General features: G+C 61.6%; 22 protein-coding genes. 10 read left to right on the forward strand and 12 right to left on the reverse strand.

All coding sequences use genetic code 11. The features are described 5' to 3' along the window. Window positions 1–13 precede the first annotated feature (13 nt). Window positions 14–460, reverse strand: a complete 447-nt coding sequence (locus BLU37_RS07695) for a GNAT family N-acetyltransferase (protein WP_010447713.1) — start codon at window positions 458–460, stop codon at window positions 14–16. A 9-nt stretch (window positions 461–469) separates the two neighbouring features. Further along, the gene (locus BLU37_RS07700; protein ID WP_090203724.1) at window positions 470–1,093 is read right to left on the reverse strand and encodes an FMN-binding negative transcriptional regulator; all 624 of its coding nucleotides are present in this window, start codon (window positions 1,091–1,093) and stop codon (window positions 470–472) included. 90 nt (window positions 1,094–1,183) lie between these two features. Here BLU37_RS07700 and pdxR point away from each other — a divergent pair, with 90 nt between their 5' ends. Together pdxR and BLU37_RS07710 are read left to right on the forward strand one after the other, a co-directional pair. Continuing rightward, complete coding sequence (pdxR, locus tag BLU37_RS07705; RefSeq protein WP_090203728.1) at window positions 1,184–2,734, forward strand: MocR-like pyridoxine biosynthesis transcription factor PdxR; 1,551 nt, start codon at window positions 1,184–1,186, stop codon at window positions 2,732–2,734. Window positions 2,735–2,899: 165 nt separating this feature from the next. Continuing rightward, window positions 2,900–6,364 (forward strand): dermonecrotic toxin domain-containing protein, encoded by a 3,465-nt coding sequence (locus tag BLU37_RS07710; protein WP_232000477.1) that lies wholly within the window; start codon window positions 2,900–2,902, stop codon window positions 6,362–6,364. A gap of 35 nt (window positions 6,365–6,399) precedes the next feature. Here BLU37_RS07710 and BLU37_RS07715 read toward each other — a convergent pair whose 3' ends face one another. From BLU37_RS07715 to aspA, 8 genes are all read right to left on the reverse strand, one after another. Continuing rightward, window positions 6,400–7,500, reverse strand: a complete 1,101-nt coding sequence (locus BLU37_RS07715) for a polyamine ABC transporter substrate-binding protein (protein WP_090203735.1) — start codon at window positions 7,498–7,500, stop codon at window positions 6,400–6,402. Between the two features lie 12 nt (window positions 7,501–7,512). Then, window positions 7,513–8,544: a histone deacetylase family protein gene (locus BLU37_RS07720; protein WP_090203737.1), complete on the reverse strand. Its 1,032-nt coding sequence runs from the start codon at window positions 8,542–8,544 to the stop codon at window positions 7,513–7,515. A 161-nt stretch (window positions 8,545–8,705) separates the two neighbouring features. Continuing rightward, window positions 8,706–9,698, reverse strand: coding sequence for an AraC family transcriptional regulator (locus BLU37_RS07725; RefSeq protein ID WP_090203740.1), 993 nt, complete (start codon window positions 9,696–9,698; stop codon window positions 8,706–8,708). Between the two features lie 82 nt (window positions 9,699–9,780). Further along, window positions 9,781–10,500 (reverse strand): hypothetical protein, encoded by a 720-nt coding sequence (locus BLU37_RS07730; protein WP_090203743.1) that lies wholly within the window; start codon window positions 10,498–10,500, stop codon window positions 9,781–9,783. 282 nt (window positions 10,501–10,782) lie between these two features. Continuing rightward, complete coding sequence (locus BLU37_RS07735; protein WP_090203746.1) at window positions 10,783–11,184, reverse strand: DUF6124 family protein; 402 nt, start codon at window positions 11,182–11,184, stop codon at window positions 10,783–10,785. A gap of 490 nt (window positions 11,185–11,674) precedes the next feature. Next, window positions 11,675–12,127, reverse strand: coding sequence for an SgcJ/EcaC family oxidoreductase (locus BLU37_RS07740; protein ID WP_090203749.1), 453 nt, complete (start codon window positions 12,125–12,127; stop codon window positions 11,675–11,677). A 486-nt stretch (window positions 12,128–12,613) separates the two neighbouring features. Further along, the gene (locus BLU37_RS07745; RefSeq protein WP_090203752.1) at window positions 12,614–14,059 is read right to left on the reverse strand and encodes an alanine/glycine:cation symporter family protein; all 1,446 of its coding nucleotides are present in this window, start codon (window positions 14,057–14,059) and stop codon (window positions 12,614–12,616) included. 428 nt (window positions 14,060–14,487) lie between these two features. Continuing rightward, window positions 14,488–15,912 carry an aspartate ammonia-lyase gene (gene aspA, locus BLU37_RS07750; protein ID WP_010447756.1) on the reverse strand — a complete coding sequence of 475 codons (1,425 nt, stop codon included), beginning with the start codon at window positions 15,910–15,912 and terminating at the stop codon, window positions 14,488–14,490. A 180-nt stretch (window positions 15,913–16,092) separates the two neighbouring features. On the opposite strand from aspA, the gene BLU37_RS07755 reads away from it, so the two are divergent. The 5 genes from BLU37_RS07755 to BLU37_RS07775 all read left to right on the forward strand — a co-directional run bounded on the left by BLU37_RS07755 (window position 16,093) and on the right by BLU37_RS07775 (window position 19,778). Next, window positions 16,093–17,031: a LysR substrate-binding domain-containing protein gene (locus tag BLU37_RS07755; RefSeq protein WP_090203755.1), complete on the forward strand. Its 939-nt coding sequence runs from the start codon at window positions 16,093–16,095 to the stop codon at window positions 17,029–17,031. Window positions 17,032–17,228: 197 nt separating this feature from the next. Then, on the forward strand, window positions 17,229–17,720 hold the full coding sequence (purE, locus tag BLU37_RS07760) for a 5-(carboxyamino)imidazole ribonucleotide mutase (protein ID WP_010447760.1): 492 nt from the start codon (window positions 17,229–17,231) through the stop codon (window positions 17,718–17,720). An 11-nt stretch (window positions 17,721–17,731) separates the two neighbouring features. Next, entirely contained in the window at window positions 17,732–18,814 is a 1,083-nt protein-coding gene (locus BLU37_RS07765) for a 5-(carboxyamino)imidazole ribonucleotide synthase (RefSeq protein WP_090203757.1), read from the forward strand. A gap of 99 nt (window positions 18,815–18,913) precedes the next feature. Continuing rightward, complete coding sequence (locus BLU37_RS07770; RefSeq protein WP_010447763.1) at window positions 18,914–19,159, forward strand: GlsB/YeaQ/YmgE family stress response membrane protein; 246 nt, start codon at window positions 18,914–18,916, stop codon at window positions 19,157–19,159. Window positions 19,160–19,241: 82 nt separating this feature from the next. After that, the gene (locus BLU37_RS07775; protein WP_010447765.1) at window positions 19,242–19,778 is read left to right on the forward strand and encodes a DUF3299 domain-containing protein; all 537 of its coding nucleotides are present in this window, start codon (window positions 19,242–19,244) and stop codon (window positions 19,776–19,778) included. A gap of 64 nt (window positions 19,779–19,842) precedes the next feature. Here the strand turns inward: BLU37_RS07775 and BLU37_RS07780 are convergent, their stop codons facing one another. Together BLU37_RS07780 and BLU37_RS07785 are read right to left on the reverse strand one after the other, a co-directional pair. Then, a complete protein-coding gene (locus BLU37_RS07780; protein WP_172833008.1) occupies window positions 19,843–20,745 on the reverse strand; it encodes a D-hexose-6-phosphate mutarotase in 903 nt (300 codons plus the stop codon). Between the two features lie 54 nt (window positions 20,746–20,799). Further along, entirely contained in the window at window positions 20,800–21,201 is a 402-nt protein-coding gene (locus BLU37_RS07785) for an acyl-CoA thioesterase (RefSeq protein WP_010447769.1), read from the reverse strand. Between the two features lie 484 nt (window positions 21,202–21,685). On the opposite strand from BLU37_RS07785, the gene BLU37_RS07790 reads away from it, so the two are divergent. The 3 genes from BLU37_RS07790 to BLU37_RS07800 all read left to right on the forward strand — a co-directional run bounded on the left by BLU37_RS07790 (window position 21,686) and on the right by BLU37_RS07800 (window position 26,644). Beyond that, window positions 21,686–22,975 carry an MFS transporter gene (locus BLU37_RS07790; protein ID WP_090203763.1) on the forward strand — a complete coding sequence of 430 codons (1,290 nt, stop codon included), beginning with the start codon at window positions 21,686–21,688 and terminating at the stop codon, window positions 22,973–22,975. A 162-nt stretch (window positions 22,976–23,137) separates the two neighbouring features. Further along, window positions 23,138–24,130 carry a phosphate ABC transporter substrate-binding protein PstS gene (locus BLU37_RS07795; protein ID WP_010447773.1) on the forward strand — a complete coding sequence of 331 codons (993 nt, stop codon included), beginning with the start codon at window positions 23,138–23,140 and terminating at the stop codon, window positions 24,128–24,130. A 480-nt stretch (window positions 24,131–24,610) separates the two neighbouring features. Beyond that, entirely contained in the window at window positions 24,611–26,644 is a 2,034-nt protein-coding gene (locus tag BLU37_RS07800) for an ABC transporter permease subunit (protein ID WP_172833093.1), read from the forward strand. Window positions 26,645–26,655: the final 11 nt, after the last annotated feature.

The raw sequence follows: 26,655 nt of genomic DNA on the forward strand, positions 1-26,655 counted from the left end.
CTTTCCTCAAGGCCTACAAGGCGTGGCGAAATTGGATGAAGCCTGGGCGCTCGGCTATCCGCTCATACAGCTGGATGGCGGTGGCGTTGGTTTCGTGGGTCAGCCAGTGCACCTTGCTGCAACCGTCCTGCGCTGCAGTCCTATAGACGTGTTCGATCAGCCGTCGGCCGAGGCCGCTGCCGCGGACTTCGGGGGCGACGAACAGGTCCTGCAGGTAGCAGGAGTCCTGGATGCTCCAGTTCGAGCGATGGTAGATGAAATGCACCAGGCCGACAGCCTTGCCGTCCTGCCAGGCGAGTGCGGCGTGGGTGGTTTCGGCCGGGTCGAGCAGGCGCTGCCAGGTCGACTGGTAGATCGCTTCGGGCAGTTCAGTCTCGTAGAACTTCAGGTAGGCCTGCCACAGCGGGTGCCAGACGGCCTGGTCGGCGGCGGTCACCGGGCGGATTTCAATAGCACTCATGCTGACTCCTTAACGCATCAATTGGGCGAGGGCCTGGTCCTGGCTGTCGGCACTGGCCGCCAGCCCTTGTTGCACACCGGCGATATCGACGGCGCTGCGGTTCTGACTGAGCTTGCGCTTGCCCTCCAGACGCTGGATCGGCAGGGCGATGCCGACAATGGCCTTGAGCATAGAGGCGATGTAGGTCTCGGGGGCGTCGTCGACTTTCCAGGGGTTGGCCCGGCCGGCTTCATGGCGGTCGGTGAGGGCACTGACCAGCGCGCGCAGGCGCTCGGTGTCGTCGAAGACCTCGGCCTGGCCGTAGGCGTGCACGGCCACGTAGTTCCAGGTCGGCACGACCTTGCCGTGTTCGGCCTTGCTGGCATAGAAGGACGGGCTGACATAGGCGTCGGCCCCAGGAAATATCACCAGCGCCTCGGCTCCTTCGGCCAGTTCCTGCCACTGCGGGTTGGCGCGCGCCAGATGCCCGAAGAGGGTGCCATGGGCGCCCTGGTGCGGATCGAGCAGCAGCGGCAGGTGGCTGGCTTGCAGCCCTTGTTTGCCATGGGTGACCAGGATGGCCAGGCGTGTGTCCTGGATATGCCGGTGCAGGAAGGTCAGGTCGGGTTCGGCGAAGGCGCTGGGTGTGTACATGGAAGTTTTCCTTGGCGAATACGGCCATCCTAGGCAGGCTATTGGTTGCTTGTAAGAGCCATTGCCAGTGATTTTCATAGGTCCAATACCATGCCCAGTCCATCGTTACCCCTGTCGTTCGATCCGGCCGGTATTCAGCTGGACCCGGCCAAGGGGCTCAGCCGCCAGCTCTATCAGGCCCTGCGTCAACGTGTGCTGGATGGGCGCCTGGGCAGCGGCAGCCGTTTGCCGGCCAGCCGCGATCTGGCCAACGCTCTGGGCATTTCCCGTAACAGCGTGGTTCGGGCCTATGACCAGCTGTATGCCGAAGGCTTCATCGAGGGGCGGATCGGCGATGGCACCTACGTTGCGCAACTGCCGGGCAAGGCGTTGCCCATCAAGAAGTTGTCCACAAAAGTATCCACAGGGTTTTCAACAGGCTTACCCACAGGTTTATCCACAAAATCGGCCGAAACCGCTGGGGTTACATCCAGTAAAGTTATCCACAATCAGGCGTTGCAACGTATCGGCGACAACCCGATCAACCCGCCGCCGAGTGGTCCGCCGCGGGCTTTTCGTGTGGGTGTGCCGGCCTTCGATCTGTTTCCTTTCGGCGTCTGGGCCAAGCTGCAGGCGGCTTTCTGGCGCGCTCCCGACCCTGGGCAACTGTGTTACGGCGCTTCGTCGGGCGACGCGCGCCTGCGGGGCCTGATTGCAGCGTACTTGCGCAGTTCGCGCGGATTGTCCTGCAGTGCTGAACAAATTGTGATCACCTGCGGCGCACAGCAGGGCATCAGTCTTTGTGCACAGTTGCTGGTGGACCCGGGCGAGGGCGTTGCGGTGGAAAATCCCGGTTACCGCGCGGCACGCCTGGCGTTCGCGGTGGCGGGTGCCCGGGTGCAGGGTGTTGCGGTGGATCAGGACGGGCTGGACTGCGCGGCCCTCGGGCAATTGCCGGATTGCCGATTGGTCTATGTGACGCCGTCCCACCAGTATCCCACCGGGGTGGTCATGAGCCTGGCGAGGCGTCTGGAACTGCTGGCCTGGGCCGAGCGTACCGGCGGCTGGATCGTCGAGGACGATTATGACGGCGAATACCGCTACAGCGGCGCGCCGCTGGCTCCTCTGGCGGCGTTGGATCGGCAGGGGCGGGTGTTGTATGTCGGCACGTTCGGCAAGATCGCCTTTCCGGCGTTGCGCCTGGGTTACCTGGTACTGCCGCCGACGCTGGTGGCGGCTTTTGCCCAGCGCCGTGCGCTGGATATGCGGCATTCGGAGGTCAGTACCCAGGTGGTGATGGCCGAATTCATGGCCGCCGGACATTTCCAGAGGCACATCCGGCGGATGCGCCGTGCCGCCCTGAGCCGGCGTAACACTCTGTTGGCCCATTGGCCGACGAATATCCGCGGCTGCGGCAGCCTGCCGGAAGCCGTCGCCGGCCTGCACCTGATGGTGCCGGTGCAGAGCCTGGCGCGTGAGCAGGAACTGATCGCCCAGGCCGCGAGTGTCGGGGTCGAGATCAGCCCCCTGAGCAGCTTCTGGCTGACTCTGCCGGAACCGCCTGCAGAGCGGCATGCGGGCCTGGTCCTGGGGTTCGCGGCCGTGCCGGAGGTGGATATCGTGGCGGCCCTGAAGCGTTTGCGCGAGGTTTGGCTGGCGTGAGTGCGGGGTCGGCGCAGTTCGGGGGGACGGCCGGCCCTTGAGCTGAGAACGGCGGTGCGCAACGGACTACTTAGTTACCGCTCGTCGTGCTCGGTGCATGGCTAAGGTCGTGAGCGAGATTCTTTCGCTCAGAGGTTTTTTCATGCTCAACGTTTCAAGTTCAACATGCTCCTGCTTGCCTGTTTGTCCTGTGTCTTCCTGTGCAGGGAGCAGAGCATGACGGACTCTGCTGTTTCGGCTCCGCTGAGCGAGAGCGATCAGGCCTTGCAGGTCCTTGGTCTGGGTGATTGCCTGGCCGCCCGGCCCAGCCTGGAGAGCGCTACGGCCCACTTGGTACAGGCGATGCTGGAAGACTATTTCCCGGCTCAGGGAGAAGCATTGCGGACTGCCGCCTTTATCAACCTTACGGTGGGTACAACCAGCGCGGCCCCGGCGAGCTACCAGATCATTCCTCTGACCCATCGGCTGATTGACTGCTGGCTGGGCAAAGCAATGCCAGATCATCCTCTTGGCAGCTACCTGACGCTCTACCCGGGAGCCGAGGCTCCGCAGATGTTGCGCCTGCAGGTCGCCAAAGCCGAAGAATTGGTGAGTGAGTGGGCTCCAGCCTTGCTGCAGAGCTACATGCAGAGCCTGGTCGACTTCTGGAGTTCGCCAGCCTTGTCCGGCCAGAAGTTATCGGATGTCTGGCGGTCGCCCTTGGCGCAGGGTGTTTCGCCCTGGCAACAGCTATCGGATTTCATCGCGACCCAGTTACGCAAAGCCAGCACCGCGCTCACGGGTGACGAACTGGACACCGTCCACGGTGTACTCGATTTTCCCGATTTCAAGGCGCGTTCCCAGGCGCTGGGAAACGACTGCACGAAGGCGCGCATCACCCTCGTTCGTGTCCCGGGCAACGCCCCGTTGTACCAGCAGGCCCTGGTCCTGACACGCCAGGTCGGTCAGCGGCAGATCGTATTGCTGTACACGTTATTGGGTGGAATCAAGTCGTTCGACTCCATCAAGGTGCTGGAAGCCGACTTGGGACAGACCTTGAGTGACAGTGATCCGGATCCGGAAAATTACTCTGCGGATGATCATGTCTTTGATGCCCTGACGGCTACCTTGCTGACCCGGCAGCTGGAAAACATCCGCACCCTCAACGCGGGCGACTACTACGACCGTGCCGCTCTCGACCGACACTTGTACGAGCTGACCGGCCCACAGGTGCTGGTCGGGGCCTTCAGTTCCGCGCACGAAGAGACGCTGCGGCAGTTGCATGATTTACTTCCCGACTGGTTACAGCAGGCTTCGGCAGTGGACCGGGCCACCTATGGCCGCTACGTCTGCCGGCTATCAGAGGTGCACCGGTTCCATTTCGGCGAGGCGTTTCTCGCAAGCATTCCCAGCATTTTCGAGTTTGCGCAGCAGGAGTTGGCCAAGAGCCTGCTCAAGCTTGATCCCAAGGCCAAGGACGTAGTGGTTGATCGTATCCGCGTGACGCTCACCCAGAGCGACAGCAGCCCGTGGGAAATGGCGGGTCCGGGGTTCGCCGCTCAAGATCTGCGTACCCAGTCCTCTACCCGGAGCTATGTGGAAATGGCACTGCTGAACGTCGATGCCTTTCCGCTCTCGGCCACCGCGCAGGTTCATTACGATCAGCCGGCGGCAGGTGAGGAGCAGACGCCACCGAGCTGGATGACCTATGAACGACTGCGAGCCGCCGTCAGTGATGCCAATGTCGGCGCGACCTATCCTGCTCTGCTCAAACAGAAACTGCAGCGCAACACGACTGAGCGATATCGGCAGCACTCGTTGTTCACCCACTATTTGCAGGTCCTGCTGCCGATGCTGGCGTTGGAACTGCGCCTGACGCAGAGGCTGACGGAGTGTGCGCGTCTATACGTCACGGCGGTGATGAGCATGGACACCCATGTGCTCGTGCTGTCGGGGCTGTCCATCGTGGTCCGCCCCCTGGCGTTGCTGGCACACCCTGGAGCTGCGGCGGACCCTGTGCTAAATCATTTTGTCATTGGCCCGCGGATGGTCGATCGAGGGCCGCAGGTGCTGCTACGACCGGGGGCGACAGAACCCTTGCTCGAGTTCGCCTCGCTCGCGCACCTGTTGGCGGCTATCCAGGTTGAAGGGGAGTTGCAGCAGTCGGTGTTGGCGGGCCTGGACGACTACAGTCGCAAGATTTATGACCAGGGTGGTTTTCTGGAGCCGCATCTGACGCGGATCATCCTCAGCACCTGGGACCTGCCAGAGATTCCTGAGCCGCCTACGCTGGATACCACGGTCTTGTCCGGCACGGTCGTTGAGGCGCTGTTCGCCGCCAGCGTCGAGACACTGATCAGGCATGCCGAGGCGATCTCGGTGTCGAATGCCGAAGCGCGCCGCAAGCTCCTCACCGATCTTGGCTGGGCGCTGTTCAGCCTACTGATTCCCTGGGCGCCGGGTGCTCTGGCGGGAGTGGGGTTGATCGTGCAACTGTTGCCCAGTCTCAAGGCGCTGACGGATCCGAATACACAACGGCCCTGGGCGGCATTCGCCGATGTGTTGCTCAACTTGGCGGCCGTGTTGGTCTATCACCGCCGACTGTCGCCTGAACCATTGGCAACCGCCGGTGCCGGCGCAGCGATCGTCAAACCATCGGTAGACGGGGACGGTGGATTGCGGGCGTTCATCTGGACTCGCGGTGGGCGCGATTTTTCAGCGTCCGAACTGGAGCGGCTTGACCGATTCAAACTGGCGACCACGGCTCCTGCCGATATGTTGCCGGCCGAGGGAGAATGGCGGGGTCTTTACCAATATGGTGGATTGTTCTATGCCCATATCCATGGCGACTGGTTTCATGTTTCGCGCACTATCGAAGGTGTAAGGATCGTCGATATCCGGCATCCGGCCAGTCTGGGCCCCTGGTTGATCCGCGATACCTCGGGAAGCTGGCAGCTGGATCGGGGCCCCCGGCTGCTGGGTGGCGCCGGTGAATTGAGTTTACGAAGCAGAAAGAGGCTCAACACGCTGAAATACCAGGCCCGCCAACTGCTTGACTCACTGCCTGGCCGGCTGGGCCGAAGTGAGAAACTTCTGCGTATTGCTCATGGCCCCGCTGATGTCGAGGACCGGCTCATCAACGATGCCAAGTTGTTCAGCGACCTGTCGGCCAAACTGCAGGAGTTGGCTCACGGTTTGGACGAGTATCCCAAGGAACTGGTGGACAAGCTCGACGCTGGCGCGAAACTCCTGCGAGCTCAAGGCACACGCCTGCGTATCGAAAGAGTGAAGATCGATCCGCCCACAATCATCGGCGTCTCGTATCTCAGGAGTAAGCAGCAGATCCGCATTCGGTCCCTGGGGCCGCGCAAGGATATTTCTGGCGGCAAGGGCCGGGACTTTCTACAGGAGTATGAGATTTCGGACTTGCAGCGGACCCCCCTGTGGTACGCACACTTTCACTATTCGAGTCTGGATGCGGTAGACAAGAACTATACGGCGGCTCACCTGAAGACTCCTCGGCAGCGTTTTCAGGGCATCAACTACCAGAGGGCTCAGGAACAATCGAATCAGGGTGTCGACGCTATCTTGCGGGCCAGGATCGACGCGACATCGGCCAGCGAACTGTTCCTGTCCCCCACGTCCTGGTAGCCCTGCCGCCGGCCAGTCGGCGACAGGGCTGTTCCTCAGGTCCCCGACTTGATCCGTGTCCAGACCCGTGTACGGATACGTTCGGCTTTCTGATCCATCGGTTGCAGGGTATAGAGCGTCTTCATCGCCGCTTCGGTTGGGTACAGGTTGATGTTGTTGCGAATGGCCGGGTCAACCAACTCGATCGCGTCCTTGTTCGGGTTCGGATAGCCGACGAAATCGCTGATCGGCGCGATCACCTGCGGTTGCAGCAGGTAGTTGATGAAGGTGTAGGCGTCTTCCGGGTCTTTGGCGCCCTTGGGGATCGCCAGCATGTCGAACCAGATCGGTGCGCCTTCTTTGGGCAGGCGCATGTCGACTACCACGCCGTTTTTGGCGTCCTTGGCGCGGTTGGCGGCCTGGGAGAAGCTGCCGGAGTAGCCGACGGCGACGCAGATGTCGCCGTTGGCGATATCGGCCATGTACTTGGACGAGTGGAAATAGGTGATGTAGGGGCGGATCTTGAGCATCAACGCCTCGGCCTTTTCATAGTCCTTGGGGTTCTTGCTGTTGGGGTCCAGGCCCAGGTGCTGCAAGGCCAGTGGCAGGATCTCCGAAGGCGAGTCGAGCAGGGCGACGCCGCACTGCTTGAGCTTGCTGATGTTCTCTTCCTTGAAGATCAGGTCCCAGCTGTCCACCGGCGCGTTGTCGCCCAGGGTCGCCTTGACCTTCGCCGGGTTGAAGCCGATCAGGATGGTGCCGTACATGTAGGGCACGGCAAATTTGTTGCCCGGGTCGTTGGCCTCCAGCAGTTTCATCAGTTTGGGATCAAGGTGGTTCCAGTTCGGCAGCTTGCTGCGGTCCAGCGGCTGGAACACCCCGGCCTCGATCTGCTTGGCGAGGAACACGTTGGACGGCACCACCACGTCATAGCCGGAGTTGCCGGTGAGCAGCTTGGCCTCCAGCGCCTCGTTGGTGTCGAAGATGTCGTAGACCAGCTTGACCTGGCTGTTCTGCGCCTTGAAGTCGTCCAGTGCCTTGGGCGTGATGTAGTCGAACCAGTTATAGACCCGCAGGGTGCGGTCTTCGGCCTGCGCTGTGGCGCTGAGCACGGCGGCGCACAGGGCCGGGGCGATGAAACGCTTGAGTCTGTTCATTCTTCTAGTTCCTCATTGGGCGTTCTGGAAACCTTCGAGTACGTTCACGGCATTGATGCCGATTTCTTCCACCGCATAACCGCCTTCCATCACGAACAGCGTCGGCTTGCCCAGGCGGGCGATGCGTTCGCCCATGCGCAGGTAGTCGGGGCTGTCGAGCTTGAACTGGGAAATCGGATCGTCCTTGAAGGTGTCCACGCCGAGGGACACCACCAGCACCTCGGCGTCGTAGCGCTCGATCTCGGCGCAGGCCTGTTCCAGGGCCGCGCTCCAGCGCTCCCAGCCACTGCCGGCGGCCAGCGGGTAGTTGAAGTTGAAACCTTCACCGACGCCTTCACCTCGTTCGTCGGCATAGCCAAGGAAGAACGGGAATTCCGCTTGCGGATCACCGTGGATGGAGGCGAAGAGCACGTCGCTGCGCTCATAGAAAATCGACTGGGTGCCGTTGCCGTGGTGGTAGTCGACGTCGAGGATCGCCACCTTGCCGCAGCCCTGGTCGAGGAAGGCCTGGGTGGCGATGGCGGCGTTGTTCAAGTAGCAGTAGCCGCCCATCAGGTCGCTGGCGGCGTGGTGTCCTGGCGGTCGGCAGAGGGCGAAGGCGCTGTGGGCGCCTTGCTGGATCGCGGCCTGGGCGGTAAGGGCGACCTGGGCTGCGCTGTACGCGGCTTGCCAGGTGCCGGCGGTGATCGGCGCGCCGCCGTCGAAACTGTAGTAGCCGAGCTGGCCGTGGAGGCTCTTGGGCAGCACTTGGCGCAGTGTGCGTGCCGGCCAGGTGAAGGGCAGCAGGTCGCCGTCCTGGCCCAGTTCGGCCCAGCGCTCCCAGGCGCCCTTGAAGAATTCCAGGTAGGCATTGTCGTGGATGCGGCGAATCGGTTCGAGGCCGAAGTCCTCGGGTTCACTCACCGGCCCCAGGGCCTGGTGGTGGACGCGGGCGAGCACGTGGTCGGCACGTGAAGGCATCTCGAAGCAGGGCATCAGTTGCCCGTCGATCAGTTCGCAGCGGCCGTGGTGCAGGTGGTGATCGTCTGAGTAGACCGTCAGCATTTCTTGTTCTCCATTGGCGTGGACCTGGACATCATTCTTGATGCCCGGCACGGTTCGGAGAACGGCAGGAGCGGCCAAAAGGGGATCGATGTGGCCAAAACATCTGTCCTGATTTCGCCCCTCAATGAGGCAGCGCCGCACCTTGGCGTGGCACAGAGCGGTCAGGGGCGGAACTGGCTAGGACTGACACCGCTCCAGCGCACGAAGGCATGGCGGAAGCTGGCGGTTTCGCTGAAGCCCAGTTCGTCGGCGATCCGGTGGATCGGCCACTGGTCGTCGGCCAGCAGTTGCTTGGCTCGTTCGAAGCGTAGTTCGTCGAGCAGTTCCTGGTAGCTGCAACCCAGGTCGCGCAGGTGTCGGCGCAGGGTTCTTGCCGAGCAGTTCATCTGTTCGGCCAGGCCCTCCAGGCCGGGCGCGGTATGCAACTGAGCGGTGAGCAACTGGCGGATGCGCCCGAGCCAGGCCTGGCGCCCGGTGAACTCCAGATTCTGTTTGCGGCAACGCTCGGCCATGGCCTGGTGGGTAATCGGGTCGGCCAGGGGTAGCGATTGGTCGAGCCAGGCGCGGTCGAAGGCGAAGGCGTTGCGGGTGGCACAAAAGCGCAGCGGGCAGTCGAAGCTGTCGGCGTAGTTGGCCTGATAGTCCGGCGCATCGTGCTCGAAACGCGCGGCGAGCAGCGGTAGGGGGCGACCGAGCAGGTCGTCGCAGATGACTTTCAGCGAGACCAGGCAGAATTCGACGTTGAAGGTCGCCAGCAGCGGGTTCTCCCGGTAGTCCGCGGCGGTGAACCAGATGCGCTCGCCGTCTTCCTCCAGGCTCAGCTCGAAGAGTGTTCCCAATAGCGCCGGGTAGCGCAGGGCCAGGCGCAAGGCGTCACCGAAGGTGGCACTGGTGAGCAGCGCGTAACCGAGCATGCCATAGGACGACACGTGCATGCGCCGGCCCAGTTCCAGGCCGATTTCCCGGCGCAGGGCCACGGCATTGGCGCATACCCGCATTTCCTGGTTGGTGGTGATGCGGGTGTCTGCGCGGCTCAGGTCGGCGGCACTGATGCCGCTGCCGGCCAGCAGCGTGTCGGCGGGCAGGCCCTGTTCGCGGAAGGTGTTGAGCACCAGGGAGACGGCGTTGAGGGTGGTCAGGTGGGAGTGGAGCATGCTCGATTCCGGCCTTGGGAGGTGCTGGAATCGAGCAAGTTGCGTGCCGCTGAAAGGGTGACCTAGTTTGATGGTCCTTAGGTCAGGCAGGCTGAATAGCTTCTGGAGTATCTTCTACGACATTTGGCTGGTTGCCCATGTCGCGATCAGTTGTGAACCAACCCAAGGCAGTGTTCCCGACGTATTTTGTGAGGGCATAGTTGGCAGAGGAGCCAATTACGACACCCACACCAAATGGGATCGCTTTTTCAACTGCTTTTCGGGTGAAGGTAATGCCGATGCGCTTGAACATTTCCTTGATCGTTTGTAGGGCGGCGCCCTTCAAGTACTGACGAACCATGTTCACGCCAGCTTTTGAAGCGAACTTGGTGCTGACTTCCACGCCAAATTTCTCGAGCGATCCACCTGCGGCAATCATGAATGCCAGTTGCCGAGCGTCCTCACTGGTCAGGTCCCAGCCAAAGGCCTCGGCCAGGCACATGCACATATCAACCTGAAATTTCATGCCGACAGTAGCATCTGTCAGGCCACCGCCAACCATGGCCACTGCTGTACCCAGCCCTGGAATTACACCAGCCAAAGCCGTAACCCCTCCGCTCGTTGCGGACATTGTTGCGTACCTGCTGATGATTTTTTTGGCAACGAGTGCCTGCACTTCATTTTCCGAGGCTTTAGGCTTGGAGGACTTCACCTGGCTTTGGTATTGCGAAACCAGCGCCTTGGCATCCTTTGGGCTGATGGCGATTGATTCGACAGCCTTGAGCAGCCTTGACTCATTTTCGCTTTTTACTTCATCAGTCATACGAAACTTCCTGTTTGGTACTTGTTTGCGCTACTAGCAATTCGAATCCAGAGAAAAGCTGATGTCTATTGCCACGGAGCGGGTTTGTCGACGACGGATGATATCATAGTGATATTGCGCGGCTGATCTTAGGGTATCGGATGACGTGGATACTGGTTACTGCATGGCTCTGAAAAATCTTGTCAGTATTTTCAGCGTCCTGTGGTGGCGAGTAGGAGGTATCGCTTGCATCTGGCATGGTCGGGGTCATGAGTGATCCTCCGACCAATGGCCGCCTTTTGATCAGTCACTTACACACGTCAGTTGTGAACCTTCCAGCAACGCATCCACCAGTGCCCGGGCCATTTCCACCGAATGCACCATCGACCAGATCAGTCCGCGTTCGATGCCGCTGCCCTGTTCGGTGATTTCATCAGAGACTTCTTCGGCGCATCTGAGTAGCAGCGAAACATGGTTGAGGGTGGTTTCGGCGTTGATGCCGGCTTTGACGTCGAACAGCGAGCGATGGCGGCCGTCGCGGAGGTTGCCGGGGCGGGCGGCGGTTTCCTTCAGGGTTTCGAGCAGTGACGGTTCGTCGCGCTGGTTGTGGAGGACTTGTAAAAGGTCGGCGTTGGCTTGTTGCAGAATTGCCGTAATGCGGCGGCGGGTGTTTTGACTGGGTGGATCGGGGACGATCTTGTTCATGGTGTAACTCCTATTGCTGCATGGGAGCTGGCACCTGTCGCTGCTAAACGAGTGGGTGGCAGCTGTACGCGGGTTAGCAGACCGGCCAATAGGAAACCGGCGCACCCGAGGGTGCCCCACGCACAGCCGCCATGAAGCGGGGGCATGAAAAGCGCCAGCCATGAGTCATGGTGGCGCTGTGCGCCTATTGAGCGTGGGCTGCTAAACCCGATCACCGCAAATTTGGCGGTGACGCAAGGAAGATAGGCACGTGGTTGAAAAGACGCAATACGTTGGGATCTTCTCGGAAATGTCCTTCAAGTAAAAGGGATTTGTCTTGATCTTGAGTTATTCAGGTTTTGGCGATTAGGGGGAGGCAGGGTAATCAAGGTTGAACACATAACCTGTAGGAGCCGGGCTTGCCCGCGAAGCTTTTAGCGGTCTAGAGGGCCCATTCGCGGCGGTGCGGCGTCCCGACAAGCCCGGCTCCTACAGGGGGGGCGGGCGTTGTTTACTTCTCCGGCATCGCCGAAGAGTGATGCGTCGAAATCTTCCAGTCCTGGCCGTTCCAGGCGTAGGTGAAGGTGTAGCGGGCGGACACGCTCGACATGTCCTTGAAGGCAAAGGTGTAGGTGCCGGTGTCGATCGCCTCGTTGCAGCCGAGTCGGATCGTGCGGCTGTCGATGGTGCCCATCGGCTTGTTCGCCAGGAAATGCTCGAAGTAGTCGATCCGCTCGGCATCGCTCAGACGCGGCTTGTTCGATACGGTGGGTAGCAGTACGGCATCTTGCAGATACTTATCCGCCACCTTTTTTGCATCACCGGTCTGCAATGCGGCGTTCCACTCATCGAATAGGTCTGCTATCTGCGCAGGTTTCACAGGCGTGCAGACCAAGGCTTTGTCGGCAAGAGCCGGCAGGGAAACAAGACTGCACAGCGCAGCCAGTACGATTTGCTTTTTCATGGGTTTCCTATGGCTGCTCTGGCAGCTGTTCGAATCAGAAAGAGCCAATACTTCCGTGACCGGCACACTTCATCCGTTCGGGGCAGGCCGCCCCTCCCAACTGGCTCTCGAGGTAATGGGCAGACGCCACGCATAAGGCTGTCGGCGCCTCTGTGCAGGCGTGACAAGGCGTTGGCGTCTGACCCGAAGTTGCTACTGGAACGTAGCAAGTTGCTCTATTTGTGCGATTGGCCTGACATGTTTCTTGTTGTTGGAAGACAGGGCGTTCAAACAACGGGCGAGAACTTTCCTGTCGGTGCACGGCAACTTGGAGCAAGCCTACCCGACGCGTTGTGGAGGGGTGTAGTACCTGGAGGGCCTATAGGAATTACCCTACAGATATATCGGGGAGATATTGCTGGGAGCTGTAGGAAAGGTGCTGCAACCCCAGCGAGCACAGGCTGACTGGGGTTCAGCGGGCGGCAGGGCGCCGCCCGGTGGCTGCAATCAGCGTTGCGTGGCCGGTGCGCCTTGGGCGGCGGCTTTGTCGGCGATTTCAGCCTGAGGATTGCTCGGCCAGGCCGCACGGTCCAGATCCAGGTCGGCGAACTTGCTGGAGTCGAACACGGGTTGCTTGACGCCGGCACGACGTTGTTCGTCGTAGTCGCGCATTACCCGCAGGCCGATCTTGAACAGCAGGGTCAGGGCGATCAGGTTGACGAACGCCAGGCAGGTCATGGTGATGTCGGCGAAGGCGAACACGGTCGACAGGTTCTGGGTCGAACCCCAGACGATCAGTGCCAGCACCAGTGCGCGGTAGGTCATCAGCACAGCGCGGTTGCGGCTGAGGAACTGCAGGCTGGTTTCGCCCAGGTAGTAGTTGTAGAGGATGCAGGTGAAGACGAACAGCGACAGGGCAACGCTGACGAACAGACGACCCCAGTCACCGACGACCGCCGCCAGGGAGTTCTGGGTCAGGACGATGCCGTCACCTTCGAAGCCCGGAGTGTAGAAACCCGACAGCAGGATCAGCAGCGCGGTGCAGGTGCAGATGACGAAGGTGTCGAGGAACACGCTGAACGCCTGGACCACGCCTTGGGCGCCCGGGTGTTTCACGGCGGCGACCGCAGCGACGTTCGGGGCACTGCCCAGACCGGCTTCGTTGGCGAACACGCCGCGCTTGACGCCCATGACGATGGCGCTGCCGAGCAGGCCGCCGAAGGCCGGGTCAAGGCCGAAGGCGCTCTTGAAGATGGTTTCGAGCATGGCCGGGACGTGTTCGATCTGGGTGCCGATCACGTACAGGGTCACGCCGATGTAGGCCAGGGTTTTCACCGGAACCAGCAGGTCGGACACCGAGGCGATCCGCTTGATGCCGCCGAGGAACACGATGGCCAGCAAGACGGCGAGGGCGATACCGGTGTGGCTTGGATCGAAACCGAAGGCGTTTTGCAGCGAGTGGGTCACGGTGTACGACTGCAGGCCGTTGAAGGCGAAGCCGTAGGTGACCAGCAGCAGGATCGAGAACACCACCGCCATGCCCTTGAGCTTCAGGCCATGCTGGATGTAGTAGGCCGGACCGCCACGGTACAGGCCATCGCCATCGGCGCGCTTGTAGACCTGGGCCAGGGTACATTCGAAGAAGCTGCTGGACATGCCGACCAGAGCGGTTACCCACATCCAGAACACGGCGCCCGGGCCACCCAGGGTCACGGCGATACCGACACCGGCAATGTTACCGGCACCGACGCGGCCGGCGAGGCTGAGCATCAGGGCCTGGAACGAGCTGAGTTGGCCTGCCTGGCCGCGCAGGGATTCCTTGAACACACCGAACATGTGGCCGAAATGGCGGAACTGGACGAACCGCGAACGGATCGTGAAGTAACTGCCGAGCCCGACGATGAGCACGATGAGCAGTTTCCCCGAGAGGAAGTCGTTGATGACTTCAAGCATGGATGGTTCCTCGCTTCTTTTGCAAAGGCGGCTCGATCGGCCGGTCGCGTTAACACCCGGTGTTGCGGGCAGTGTGGGCTGGCGACAGGTTTCCCGAGCTTGCGCGGGTTGTTTTTAGTGTTTTTTCGCGTGTTTCAGTGCCGCTGTGCCGCGGATCGCTAACGCGTAGAGGGGCGGCACTATACCGATCAGGACCGCCAGCGTCTGCACAGCCTGTCATTTTTCATGATTCACTCTGTACCCGTTGTCCCAGACACCTCGCCACTCGGATGACGAGTGCCGCTGTCTGATAAACGATGGGTTGGTGGTGTTGCGATGAAAAATCCAGTTAAAAAAAAGGGCTTGAAGGGTTGGCCTTCAAGCCCTCAAAAGGTGAGAGGTGTCTAGTCCCTCGACCTGGTGAGCGTGTTGCGCACAGGAACCGAAGGTCAGGCCTTCAGGGGCGCCAGGCGCGGAGCAATCATGTTTTCCGGGCTCAGGATGTCGGCGAGCATCGCTTCGTCGAGCAGGCCTTCCTCGCGGACCAGTTCCAGTACGCCACGGCCGCTTTCGAGGGCGACACGGGCGATACGGGTGGCGTTTTCATAGCCGATGTACGGGTTCAGCGCGGTGACCAGGCCGATGGAGTGTTCCACCAGTTCGCGGCAGCGGGCTTCGTTGGCGGTGATGCCGACGATGCAGTGTTCGCGCAGCATGTCCATGGCGCGTTGCAGCAGGCGGATCGAGTCGAAGATCTTGAAGGCGATCAACGGTTCCATCACGTTCAGTTGCAGTTGGCCGCCTTCGGCCGCGATGGTCAGGGCCAGGTCGTTGCCGATGATCTGGAATGCCACCTGGTTGACCGCTTCCGGGATAACCGGGTTGACCTTGCCGGGCATGATCGAGCTGCCTGGCTGACGCGCTGGCAGGTTGATCTCGTTGATGCCGGTGCGTGGGCCGCTGGACAGCAGGCGCAGGTCGTTACAGATTTTCGACAGCTTGACTGCGGTACGCTTGAGCATGCCGGAGAACAGCACGAAGGCGCCCATGTCGGAGGTGGCTTCGATCAGGTCGGCCGCCGGGACCAGGGGCTGGCCGCTGATGGTTGCCAGGCGATCGACCGCCAGCTTCTGGTAACGTGGGTCGGCGTTGATGCCGGTACCGATGGCGGTGCCGCCGAGGTTGACTTCGGTCAGTACTTCCGGCGCCAGGGTCTTCAGGCGGGCCAGGTCTTCGCTCAGGGTGGTGGCGAAAGCGTGGAACTCCTGGCCGAGGGTCATCGGTACGGCGTCCTGCAGCTGGGTACGGCCCATTTTCAGGACGTGGGCAAACTCTTCGCCCTTGGCGCCGAAAGCCTGGATGAGGCTGTCGAGGCTGGCGAGCAGGGCGTCGTGACCCAACAGCAGACCCAGGCGGATGGCCGTTGGGTAGGCGTCGTTGGTCGACTGTGCCATGTTCACGTCGTTGTTCGGGTGCAGGTACTGGTATTCGCCCTTGCTGTGGCCCATGGCCTCCAGCGCGATGTTGGCGATGACTTCGTTGGCATTCATGTTGGTTGAAGTGCCAGCGCCGCCTTGAATCATGTCCACCACGAACTGCTCGTGGAAGTCGCCGCGGATCAGGCGGGCGCAGGCCTCGCTGATGGCGGCGTGCTTGGCTTCGCTCAGGTGGCCCAGTTCGCGGTTGGCGTCGGCTGCGGCCTGTTTGACCATGGCCAGGGCCACGACGAATTTCGGGTAGTGCGAGATCGGGACGCCGGAGAGGCGGAAGTTGTTCACCGCTCGCAGGGTCTGGATGCCGTAATACGCGTCGCCGGGTACTTCAAGTACGCCAAGGAGGTCTTTTTCTGTGCGGAAGGATGCAGCGGAGGACATGATAGAAATCATCTCGATATGAACCCGGGCGGTGCCGGAACGTTGTCAATGCTAGGCCTGAGGGATTTTTTGGGCCAATGCTGTTACACACTGCCCCATGCATAAACGGCATAATGTAGGTGTGACGCCGCTTGCGTGATGAACGTGTGAACCAAAATGGTGCGCGTGACGGAGAAGTTGATGAATCTCGAAAGCAAATGGTTGGAAGATTTCAGTGCCTTGGCGGCCACCCGCAGCTTTTCCCAGGCTGCCGAGCGCCGCTTCGTCACGCAGCCGGCCTTCAGCCGGCGTATCCGCAGCCTGGAGGCGGCACTGGGGCTGACCCTGGTGAACCGCTCGCGCACACCGATCGAATTGACGGCGGCGGGGCAGTTGTTTCTGGTGACCGCACGCACGGTCGTCGAGCAGTTGGGTGAAGTGGTTCGTCACCTTCATCATCTGGAAAGTGGCCAGGGCGAGGTCATGCAGGTGGCCGCCGCGCACTCGCTGGCGCTGGGCTTCTTTCCGCGCTGGATCGCCCAACTGCGCAACGAGGGCCTGAACATCGCCACGCGGCTGGTGGCGACCAACGTCGGCGACGCGGTGCACGCCCTGCGCGAAGGCGGTTGTGACCTGATGCTGGCTTTCTATGACCCGGATGCGGCGTTGCAGATGGATGCGGAGATTTTCCCGTCGCTGCACCTGGGCCACACCGAGATGTTGCCGGTGTGCGCGACGGGGCCGGATGGCAAGCCGCTGTTCGACCTCGAAGGCGAGGGCAGCGTGCCGCTGCTGGCCTACAGTGCCGGGGCTTTTCTCGGCCGTTCGGTGAACCTGTTGCTGCGCCAGCGCAATCTGCGTTTCACCACCGTGTACGAGACGGCGATGGCCGACAGTCTCAAGAGCATGGCGCTGGAGGGGCTGGGGATTGCCTGGGTACCGCAGTTGAGCGTGCGCGCCGAGTTGGCGCGGGGCGAGTTGGTGGTGTGTGGCGGTGCGCAATGGCATGTGCCGCTGGAGATTCGCCTGTATCGCTGTGCACTGGTGCGCAAGGCCAACGTGCGGCTGTTGTGGCGTAAGCTGGAGGGCGGTACGGCGCAGGCTTCGGTGGCGGGGACTGCCCTGTCCGGATTGACCTGAAAGTCAGGTAAACCGGCCTTTGGAGGCTAAAGTCGCCCGAGCGACCAAAGGTGCGTCAAGCGCGATTTTTTCGGTATACTGCGCGGCCTTCGGTCGGTTTGCCCGGCCATTATTCGTATGACAAGCCACGCCGGTCCTCCCGCGTGGCTTGTTGTTTTTTGACGCGCCTGCGGGCGCCCAATAGAAGAGGCACGACGATGAGCGCACTGGTTGGCGTGATCATGGGCTCCAAGTCCGATTGGTCCACCCTTAGCCACACCGCCGATATGCTGGAAAAGCTCGGTATCCCCTACGAGGTGAAAGTGGTATCGGCCCACCGCACCCCGGACCTGCTGTTCCAGTACGCCGAAGAGGCCGAAGGTCGTGGTATCGAGGTGATCATCGCCGGTGCCGGTGGCGCGGCCCACCTGCCGGGCATGTGTGCGGCCAAGACCCACCTGCCGGTGCTGGGCGTGCCGGTGCAGTCGTCGATGCTCTCGGGTGTGGATTCGCTGTTGTCGATCGTGCAGATGCCCGCCGGTATTCCGGTCGCCACCCTGGCCATCGGCAAGGCCGGCGCGATCAACGCCGCGCTGCTGTCGGCGAGCATCCTCGGCGCCAAGCACCCGCAGTACCATGCCGTACTGAAAAAATTCCGTACTGAACAGACAGACAGCGTCCTGGACAATCCGGACCCACGCGTCGCCTGAGGTTTTTGACGATGAAGATCGGTGTAATCGGTGGCGGCCAGTTGGGCCGCATGTTGGCGCTGGCGGGCACTCCGCTGGGGATGGACTTCGCTTTTCTCGACCCGGCGCCGGATGCCTGCGCAGCTGCACTGGGCGAACATCTGCGGGCCGATTACGGTGATCAGGATCACCTGCGCCAGTTGGCCGACGAAGTCGACCTGGTGACCTTCGAGTTCGAGAGCGTGCCGGCGGAAACCGTGGCTTTCCTGTCGCAGTTCGTCCCGGTCTATCCGAGTGCCGAAGCCCTGCGCGTCGCCCGTGATCGCTGGTTCGAGAAGAGCATGTTCAAGGACCTGGGGATTCCGACCCCGGCCTTCGCCGACATCCAGTCCCAGGCCGACCTCGACGCGGCGGTGGCCAGCATCGGCCTGCCAGCGGTGCTCAAGACCCGCACCCTGGGTTACGACGGCAAGGGTCAGAAGGTTCTGCGCACGGCGGCCGATGTGGTCGACACCTTCGCTGAGCTGGGCAGCGTCCCCTGCCTGTTGGAAGGTTTCGTGCCATTCACCGGCGAAGTCTCGCTGATCGCCGTGCGTGCCCGCGATGGCGAAACCCGTTTCTATCCGCTGGTGCACAACACCCACGAGAGCGGCATCCTCAAGCTGTCGGTGGCGAGCACCGACCACCCGCTGCAGGCCCTGGCCGAAGATTATTCCAGCCGGGTGCTCAAGCAGTTGGACTACGTCGGCGTGATGGCCTTCGAGTTCTTCGAGGTCGACGGTGGCCTGAAGGCCAACGAAATCGCCCCGCGCGTGCACAACTCCGGGCACTGGACCACCGATGGCGCCGAATGCAGCCAGTTCGAAAACCACCTGCGGGCGATTGCTGGCCTGCCGCTGGGCTCGACGGCCAAGATCGGTGAGAGCGCCATGCTCAACTTCATCGGCAGCGTGCCGCCGGTGGAGCGGGTCGTGGCAATCGCCGACTGCCATTTGCACCACTATGGCAAGGCGTTCAAGGCGGGACGCAAGGTCGGCCACGCCAACCTGCGTTGCGCCGATCGCGCCACACTGCAGCAGCAGATCCTGCGGGTCGAAGCGCTGATCGCCGAGTAAAGTTATCCGGGCGGGCGGGAACCATCGTTACCCGCCGTCATCTGATGGCAAGATGCTGAGGCTATGCTTCAGTTGGGGTAACCATTCAGAGGAAACGTCATGGGTATCATCGGAACCATTTTCATCGGCTTGATCGTTGGCCTCGTGGCGCGTTTTCTCAAGCCGGGTGATGACAGCATGGGCTGGATCATGACCATCCTGCTGGGTATCGGCGGTTCGATCGCCGCGACCTACGGGGGTCAGGCCCTGGGTATCTACCAGGCCGGGCAAGGTGCCGGTTTCATTGGCGCGGTGGTGGGTGCCGTGGTCCTGCTGGTGATCTACGGCCTGATCAAGAAGAACTGATCGTCACCTGGGCAGTCCCCTCTGCGCATCGCGCGCAGAGGGGCTAGAATGTCGGCCCAGATTCTCTCCTGCCGAGTTCCTCATGCGCCGTCTCCTGTTGACACTTCTCCTGCTGGGCAGCGGCCTGGCCCATGCCGCCGAGCTCCCGGAAACCGACTGGCTGGAACTGATGCCCAAGTCGGACCAGAAAGCCCTCGAGCAAATGCCGGAAATCAGCCACAACTCCCCGGAAGCCAATGGCACCTTTACCGCCAAGGGCGGGTTGAAGCAGGCCAAGGGCTTGCCGGCGGTGATGTACTCGACCAAGACCGTCGCGGCCATGAATGGCAAGGACATCCGCATCGGCGGTTATCCGGTGCCACTGGAAACCGATGCCAAGGGGCGCAGTACGCTGTTCTTCCTGGTTCCCTATCCGGGCGCCTGCATCCACGTGCCGCCGCCACCGCCGAACCAGCTGGTGCTGGTGCGTTATCCCAAGGGCCTGAAGCTGGACGACATCTATACGCCGCTGTGGGTGGTGGGCACCCTGAAGATCGAGAAGGTCAACAATGACCTGGCCGATGCGGCGTATGCGCTGGATGCGGCGAAGGTGCGGGTAGTGAAGGAATCGGATCTGTAGGGTGTAGGTCTGTCAGATCGTTGTTCGCGGCGCCCCGGACCGCCGCGAACCAGGCAACACCATCTCAGGCCAGGCGGCGACTGCCGATGGTCACGCTCAGTGCGTGACTGGCCCCTGGTGCCAGTGTCACCACATCATCCATCACGTTCGCCGTCTCGATGCAGAGCATCTTCTGCCAGCCATCGTCGGCCATGTCGGCCAGTTGACTGGCGCGGTCGATCCACGGGTTCCAGATCACCGCCGAACGTGAGCCTTCGGTCGTCAGCTCGATACGCCGCTCCCAGGTCGGGTCGACGAGGTTCAGCTGCGCCGGCGTATCCAGGTAGATGCGGTCGGTTTCGCTGCTGAAGCGCAACGGGCCGTTTTGCTGGACATGTTTCCACTCATCCGCAGTATCGATATAGGTCAGGCCGTCGACGCCTTCGACGTGCACGTTACGCACGTCGCTGACCGCGAAGTAGGTGTGCAGCGCCTGGCTCAGCGTGACGCGGTGATCATCGAGGTTCTCACTGGTCAGGCGGATCTGCAACTGCTCGCCCAGATGCACCGACAGCTTCAACCCGACCTTGTGCGGCCAACCCGCAAAGCCCGCTTCGGGCAGCGGCAGGGCGAACTCGGCCAGCACGCCATCGTCCTGTGCCTGGATGCCCAACAGGGTCCATTCCCGGGTCCGGACGAAACCGTGGGCGGTCGCCGCTTCGTTGCTCTGGCGCATCGCCTGGACGCTCTCGGGGTTGCGCTGGAACACGCCAAACCACGGCCAGCAGACCGGCACACCGGCGCGGATATTCTGCTCGTGCTTGAATTGGGCCTGATCGTTGAGCCAGATGATCGGCGGTTCGCCGGCCACCTGATAGCTGAGGATCTGGGCGCCTTGCTGGGCGATCAGCAACTCGGCCTGGCCGTGGCGGATCCGCCAGCAATTGAGTTCATCCAGCTTGACGGTTTCGACGTGGGGCGTGCTCATGGTGTTCTCGCTCGGCAACATGGACTGCAATGGACCGCAAAAAATGGCGTCGATTCAAGTGCGCCGTGGCACGGAGCGGGTACGCCCGCTGCCGTCGATGGCGACGAAAACGAAGACCGCTTCGGTCACCTTGCGCCATTCGCTGGACAGCGGGTCGTCACTCCACACCTCGACCATCATGCGGATCGAGCTGCGACCGATTTCCAGCGCCTGGGTATAAAAGGACAACTGTGCCCCGACGGCCACAGGCACAAGGAACGCCATGCGGTCGATGGCCACCGTAGCCACGCGGCCACCGGCGATCTTGCTGGACATCGCGGTGCCAGCGAGGTCCATCTGGTTGACCAGCCAACCGCCGTAGATATCGCCGAAACCGTTGGTTTCACGCGGTAGGGCGGTGATTTGCAGGGCGAGATCGCCTTGCGGGATAGGGTCTTCTTGTTCGAGTTCGATCATATGCAGGGCCTCTGACCCATGACGCTACGTGGGTATTGCAGGTGAATAGCCGTCTTCAGAAAAAACGATTCAGCCCGAACAAGCTACGTTCGTCACGTTTCTCCAAGGCGCACTAAAGGGAAACTCTGCGAAACCGGCTGGAGCGCGGGTCCAACGACGTTTTCGCACAGTACCCTTGCAGGGCAACAGTCAGCAGTATATCGAGCGACCCGCTGGACTACGACCGTCAGAAAGCCCTTTCGATCGCTCTATATCGGGCCATTATTTACTTTCTGAAACATTTTATTGCCATTTCCCGGCCTTCCATGCCTTTCTGTCGCCTTTCTGAGCCCGTCGATGGGCGAGAGGTTTTCCCGCCGCAGACATGTTTTACCGGTTTAGCGTTTTCCTACAACCTGGCTTGTGCGATCTTTGCCGGGTTGACACCGGTGGCGTTGAGGCCGGGCCATTGACAGACCTACTGTAACTATAAGAGAAGCCTTGCATGAGTACTGTGTCTCCCAGCCTTGCGCAGCCCGCGCGCCCGCTGACCCGTAATGACTACAAGACGTTGTCGCTGTCGGCCCTGGGAGGCGCGCTGGAGTTCTACGACTTCATCATCTTCGTGTTCTTCGCGGCGGTGGTCGGCAAGTTGTTCTTCCCGGCCGATATGCCGGAATGGCTGCGCCTGATGCAGACCTTCGGAATCTTCGCTGCCGGCTACCTGGCGCGGCCGCTGGGCGGCATCGTCATGGCGCACTTCGGTGACCTGCTGGGTCGCAAGAAGATGTTCACCCTGAGCATTTTCATGATGGCCGTGCCGACCCTGATCATGGGCCTGCTGCCAACCTATGCGCAGATCGGCATCTGGGCGCCGATCCTGCTGCTGTTGATGCGCGTCATCCAGGGCGCCGCCATCGGTGGTGAGGTCCCGGGCGCCTGGGTATTCGTCGCCGAGCACGTACCGGAGCGGCAGATCGGCTTTGCCTGCGGCACCCTGACTTCGGGCCTGACCGCCGGCATCCTGCTCGGCTCGCTGGTCGCGACCCTGATCAACAGTCTCTATAGCCCGGTGGAAGTGAGCGACTACGCCTGGCGTATCCCGTTCCTGCTCGGTGGCGTGTTCGGCCTGTTCTCGGTGTACCTGCGCCGCTGGCTGCACGAAACCCCGGTGTTTGCCGAACTGCAGCAGCGCAAGGCGCTGTCCGATGGCATCCCGCTGGGCGCAGTGCTGCGTGACCACCGTGGTGCGATCATCATCTCGATGCTGCTGACCTGGCTGCTTTCTGCCGGTGTGGTGGTGGTGATCCTGATGACCCCGACCGTGCTGCAGACCGTCTTCCACTTCGCCCCGACCGTGTCGCTGCAAGCCAACAGCCTGGCGACCGTCTGCCTGACCCTGGGGTGCATCGTTTCCGGCGCGCTGGCCGACCGTTTCGGCGCGGGTCGGGTGTTCGTCGGCGGCAGCCTGGCACTGATGATCACCTTCTGGGCTTTCTACAGCACCGTGGGGACCCACCCCGAGTGGCTGTTCCCGCTCTATGCCCTGAGTGGCCTGTTCGTCGGCACCATCGGCGCCGTGCCTTACGTGATGGTCAAGGCGTTCCCGGCAGTGGTGCGTTTCAGCGGTCTGTCGTTCTCCTATAACCTGGCCTACGCGATCTTCGGCGGCCTGACGCCGATGGTGGTCACCCTGCTGCTCAAGGAGAGCCCGATGGGCCCGGCGTATTATGTTGCAATAATTTGCAGCGTCGGCGTGCTGGTGGGTGGCTATCTCTGGTCGAAGCGCCGCTAAGCCGCGTATTTCCTGGGTTTCCAGCGTTTCCTGAATAAAGGCCAGCCATCTTCGCGGATGCTGGCCTTTCATCTAATTGTCATATACCAGTCATAGAGTGTTCATGCGGCCTGCCGATACTTGGCCCCGACTTAACATAACCCTCTCTGCTAGGAGTAAGGCATGAAACTGAAACGTTTGATGGCGGCAATGACTTTTGTCGCTGCTGGCGTCGCGACTGCCCACGCGGTGGCCGCTGGTGTAGACCCGTCCATTCCCGCCTATACCAAGGTACAAGGCGTGTCGGGCAACCTGTCCAGCGTCGGTTCCGATACCCTGGCAAACCTCATGACCCTGTGGGCTGAGAACTACAAGAAAGAATACCCGAACGTGAACATTCAGATTCAGGCCGCCGGTTCCGCTACCGCGCCGCCCGCTCTGACTGAAGGCACGTCGAACCTGGGCCCGATGAGCCGCAAGATGAAGGACACCGAACTGGCTGCCTTCGAGCAGAAGTACGGCTACAAGCCGACCGCTATCCCGGTCGCTGTCGATGCCCTGGCGGTATTCGTGCACAAGGACAACCCGATCCAGCACCTGACCATGGAACAGGTTGATGCGATTTTCTCGTCGACTCGTCTGTGTGGCGCCAAGGCCGACGTCAAGACCTGGGGTGACCTGGGCGTGACCGGCGACCTGGCCAACAAGCCGGTTCAGCTGTTCGGTCGTAACTCGGTATCCGGCACCTACGGCTACTTCAAGGAAGAAGCCCTGTGCAAAGGCGACTACAAGCCTAACGTGAACGAGCAGCCAGGTTCGGCTTCCGTCGTGCAGTCCATCAGCTCCTCGCTGAACGGTATCGGCTACTCGGGTATCGGCTACAAGACCGCCAGCGTGAAAACCGTTGCCCTGGCCAAGAAAGGCAGCACCGACTTCATCGAAGACAGCGAAGAAAACGCACTGAACGGCAAATACCCGCTGTCGCGTTTCCTCTACGTCTACGTCAACAAGGCCCCGAACAAGCCTCTGGCCCCGCTGGAAGCCGAGTTCGTGAAGCTGGTTCTGTCCAAGCAGGGTCAGGAAGTGGTTGTGAAAGACGGCTACATCCCGCTGCCAGCCAAGGTTGCCGCCAAGGCACTGGCTGATCTGGGCCTGAGCGAAGGCGCCAAGAAGTAAGCACCGGGCCGGGGCAGGGTGGCCTGTGTGATTGATTCGCGCAGGCCACGGGAGCCCTGGTATGTGGGAGCGCACCGGTCCGCGTAAGTGATCCTGCAAGGACGCTTCGCCGGGCAGTGCGCAGCCCGCACTCAATTTTCGAATCCGCTGCCAGCCAAGCTGGGCGGCGGCTTCCGTGCGTCACTGCACTGTCATCTTTCTGTCATACAGGATCGCTAGGGTGTGCGCATGAACGATCTGGCCAATTCCACCATGACTACGACTTCTCCCCCCAAGCGCATTGACTTCAATACGCCTGAACTCAAGCGCAAGCGCCAAATTCGCGCGCTCAAGGACCGCCTGACCCGCTGGTATGTGTTTGTCGGCGGCCTGGCTGTCCTGGCCGCTATCACGCTGATCTTCTTCTTCCTCGGTTATGTGGTCATGCCGCTGTTCCAGGGTGCCTCGCTGACAGCCGAAAAAGCCCTCAGCCCCGCCTGGATGCGCGATGCCGGCAAGCCGCTGATGATCTCCCTGGAAGAGCAGAACCAGGTGGGCATGCGTGTCTCCGACCAGGGACAGGTACTGTTCTTCGCCGTTGACGGCGCCACCGAGCTGTCGCGGGTGAGCCTGCCGATTCCGCCCGGAACCCAGGTCACGTCCATCAGCAAGGACCAGCCGGGCGTCCCGCTGGTGATTGTCGGCCTGTCCAATGGCCAGGCGCTGGTGTTCCGTCACAGCTACAAAGTGACCTACCCGGATGGCAAGAAGACCATCAATCCGGCGATCGAGTACCCTTACGGCGAAACGCCGATCACCCTGGATGCACAAGGGCACCCCCTTGAGCATGTGAACCTCAACGCCAGCGATTCGACGTTGATCGCCGCGGGTTCCAGTGGTGCGCAGCTGTACGTGCTGGCGTTGACCAAGGAAGAGAACATGATGACCGGCGAGGTCACCAGCGAGCAGAAGAGTATCGATCTGCCGCAGATGACCGAGCCGGTGAAGGCGATCTATATCGATCCCCGCCAGCAGTGGCTGTACGTGATCAACGGGCGTGCCCAGGCCGATGTGTTCAGCCTGCGCGACAAGAGCCTGAACGGTCGCTACAAGCTGCTCGATGATGCCAATACCGAAGTGACTGCCAGTGCACAACTGGTCGGCGGTATTTCGCTGATCATCGGTGACTCCAAGGGCGGCCTGGGCCAGTGGTTCATGGCTCGCGATCCGGATGGCGAACAACGCCTGAAACCGATCCGCAGCTTCCAGATGGGCACCACGCCGATCATCGAGATCACGGCCGAAGAGCGTCGCAAGGGCTTCGTCGCCCTGGATGCCTCGGGCAAGCTCGGAGTGTTCCACAGTACCGCACACCGTACCCTGCTGGTGGAGCAGGTGGTCGACGGCCCGGGCCTGTTCGGTCTGTCGCCACGGGCCAACCGGGTGATCGTCGAGCAGGCTGGCAAGATCCAGCCGCTAGTGCTCGATAACCCGCACCCGGAAGTGTCCTGGAGCGCGTTGTGGAGCAAGGTCTGGTACGAGAACTACGACGCGCCCAAGTACGTCTGGCAATCGACCGCCGCCAACACCGACTTCGAGCCCAAGCTGAGCCTGTCGCCCCTGACCTTCGGTACCCTGAAGGCGGCGTTCTACGCCATGCTGCTGGCAGCACCGCTGGCGATTGCCGCGGCGATCTACACCGCCTACTTCATGGCCCCGGGTATGCGCCGCAAGGTCAAGCCGGTGATCGAACTGATGGAGGCGATGCCGACGGTGATCCTCGGCTTCTTCGCCGGCCTGTTCCTGGCGCCGTATGTCGAAGGGCACCTGCCGGGGATCTTCAGCCTGCTGCTGTTGCTGCCGATCGGTATCCTGGTCGCCGGTTTCGCCTGGAGCCGCCTGCCCGAGTCGCTGCGCCTGCGGGTGCCGGACGGCTGGGAAAGCGCGATCCTGATCCCGGTGATCCTGTTCGTCGGCTGGCTCTCGCTGTTCATGAGCCCGCACCTGGAATCGTGGTTCTTCGGCGGCGACATGCGCCTGTGGATCTCCCACGACCTGGGCATCACCTACGACCAGCGCAATGCCCTGGTGGTTGGCCTGGCCATGGGCTTCGCGGTCATCCCGAACATCTATTCGATCGCCGAAGACGCCGTATTCAGCGTGCCGCGCAGCCTGACCCTGGGCTCCCTGGCCCTGGGCGCCACGCCTTGGCAGACCATGACGCGGGTGGTGATCCTCACCGCCAGCCCGGGCATCTTCTCGGCGCTGATGATCGGCATGGGCCGCGCCGTTGGCGAGACCATGATCGTGCTGATGGCCACCGGCAACACCCCGGTCATGGAGATGAACCTGTTCGAGGGCCTGCGCACCCTGGCGGCGAACGTCGCGGTGGAGATGCCGGAGTCGGAGGTGGGTGGTAGTCACTACCGTGTGCTGTTCCTCTCGGCACTGGTGCTGCTGCTGTTCACGTTCATCATGAACACCCTCGCGGAACTGATTCGTCAGCGTCTGCGCAAGAAATACTCGTCGCTTTAATAAAGGTAGAA

Source organism: Pseudomonas asplenii (genome assembly GCF_900105475.1).
GTDB classification, from domain to species: domain Bacteria; phylum Pseudomonadota; class Gammaproteobacteria; order Pseudomonadales; family Pseudomonadaceae; genus Aquipseudomonas; species Aquipseudomonas asplenii.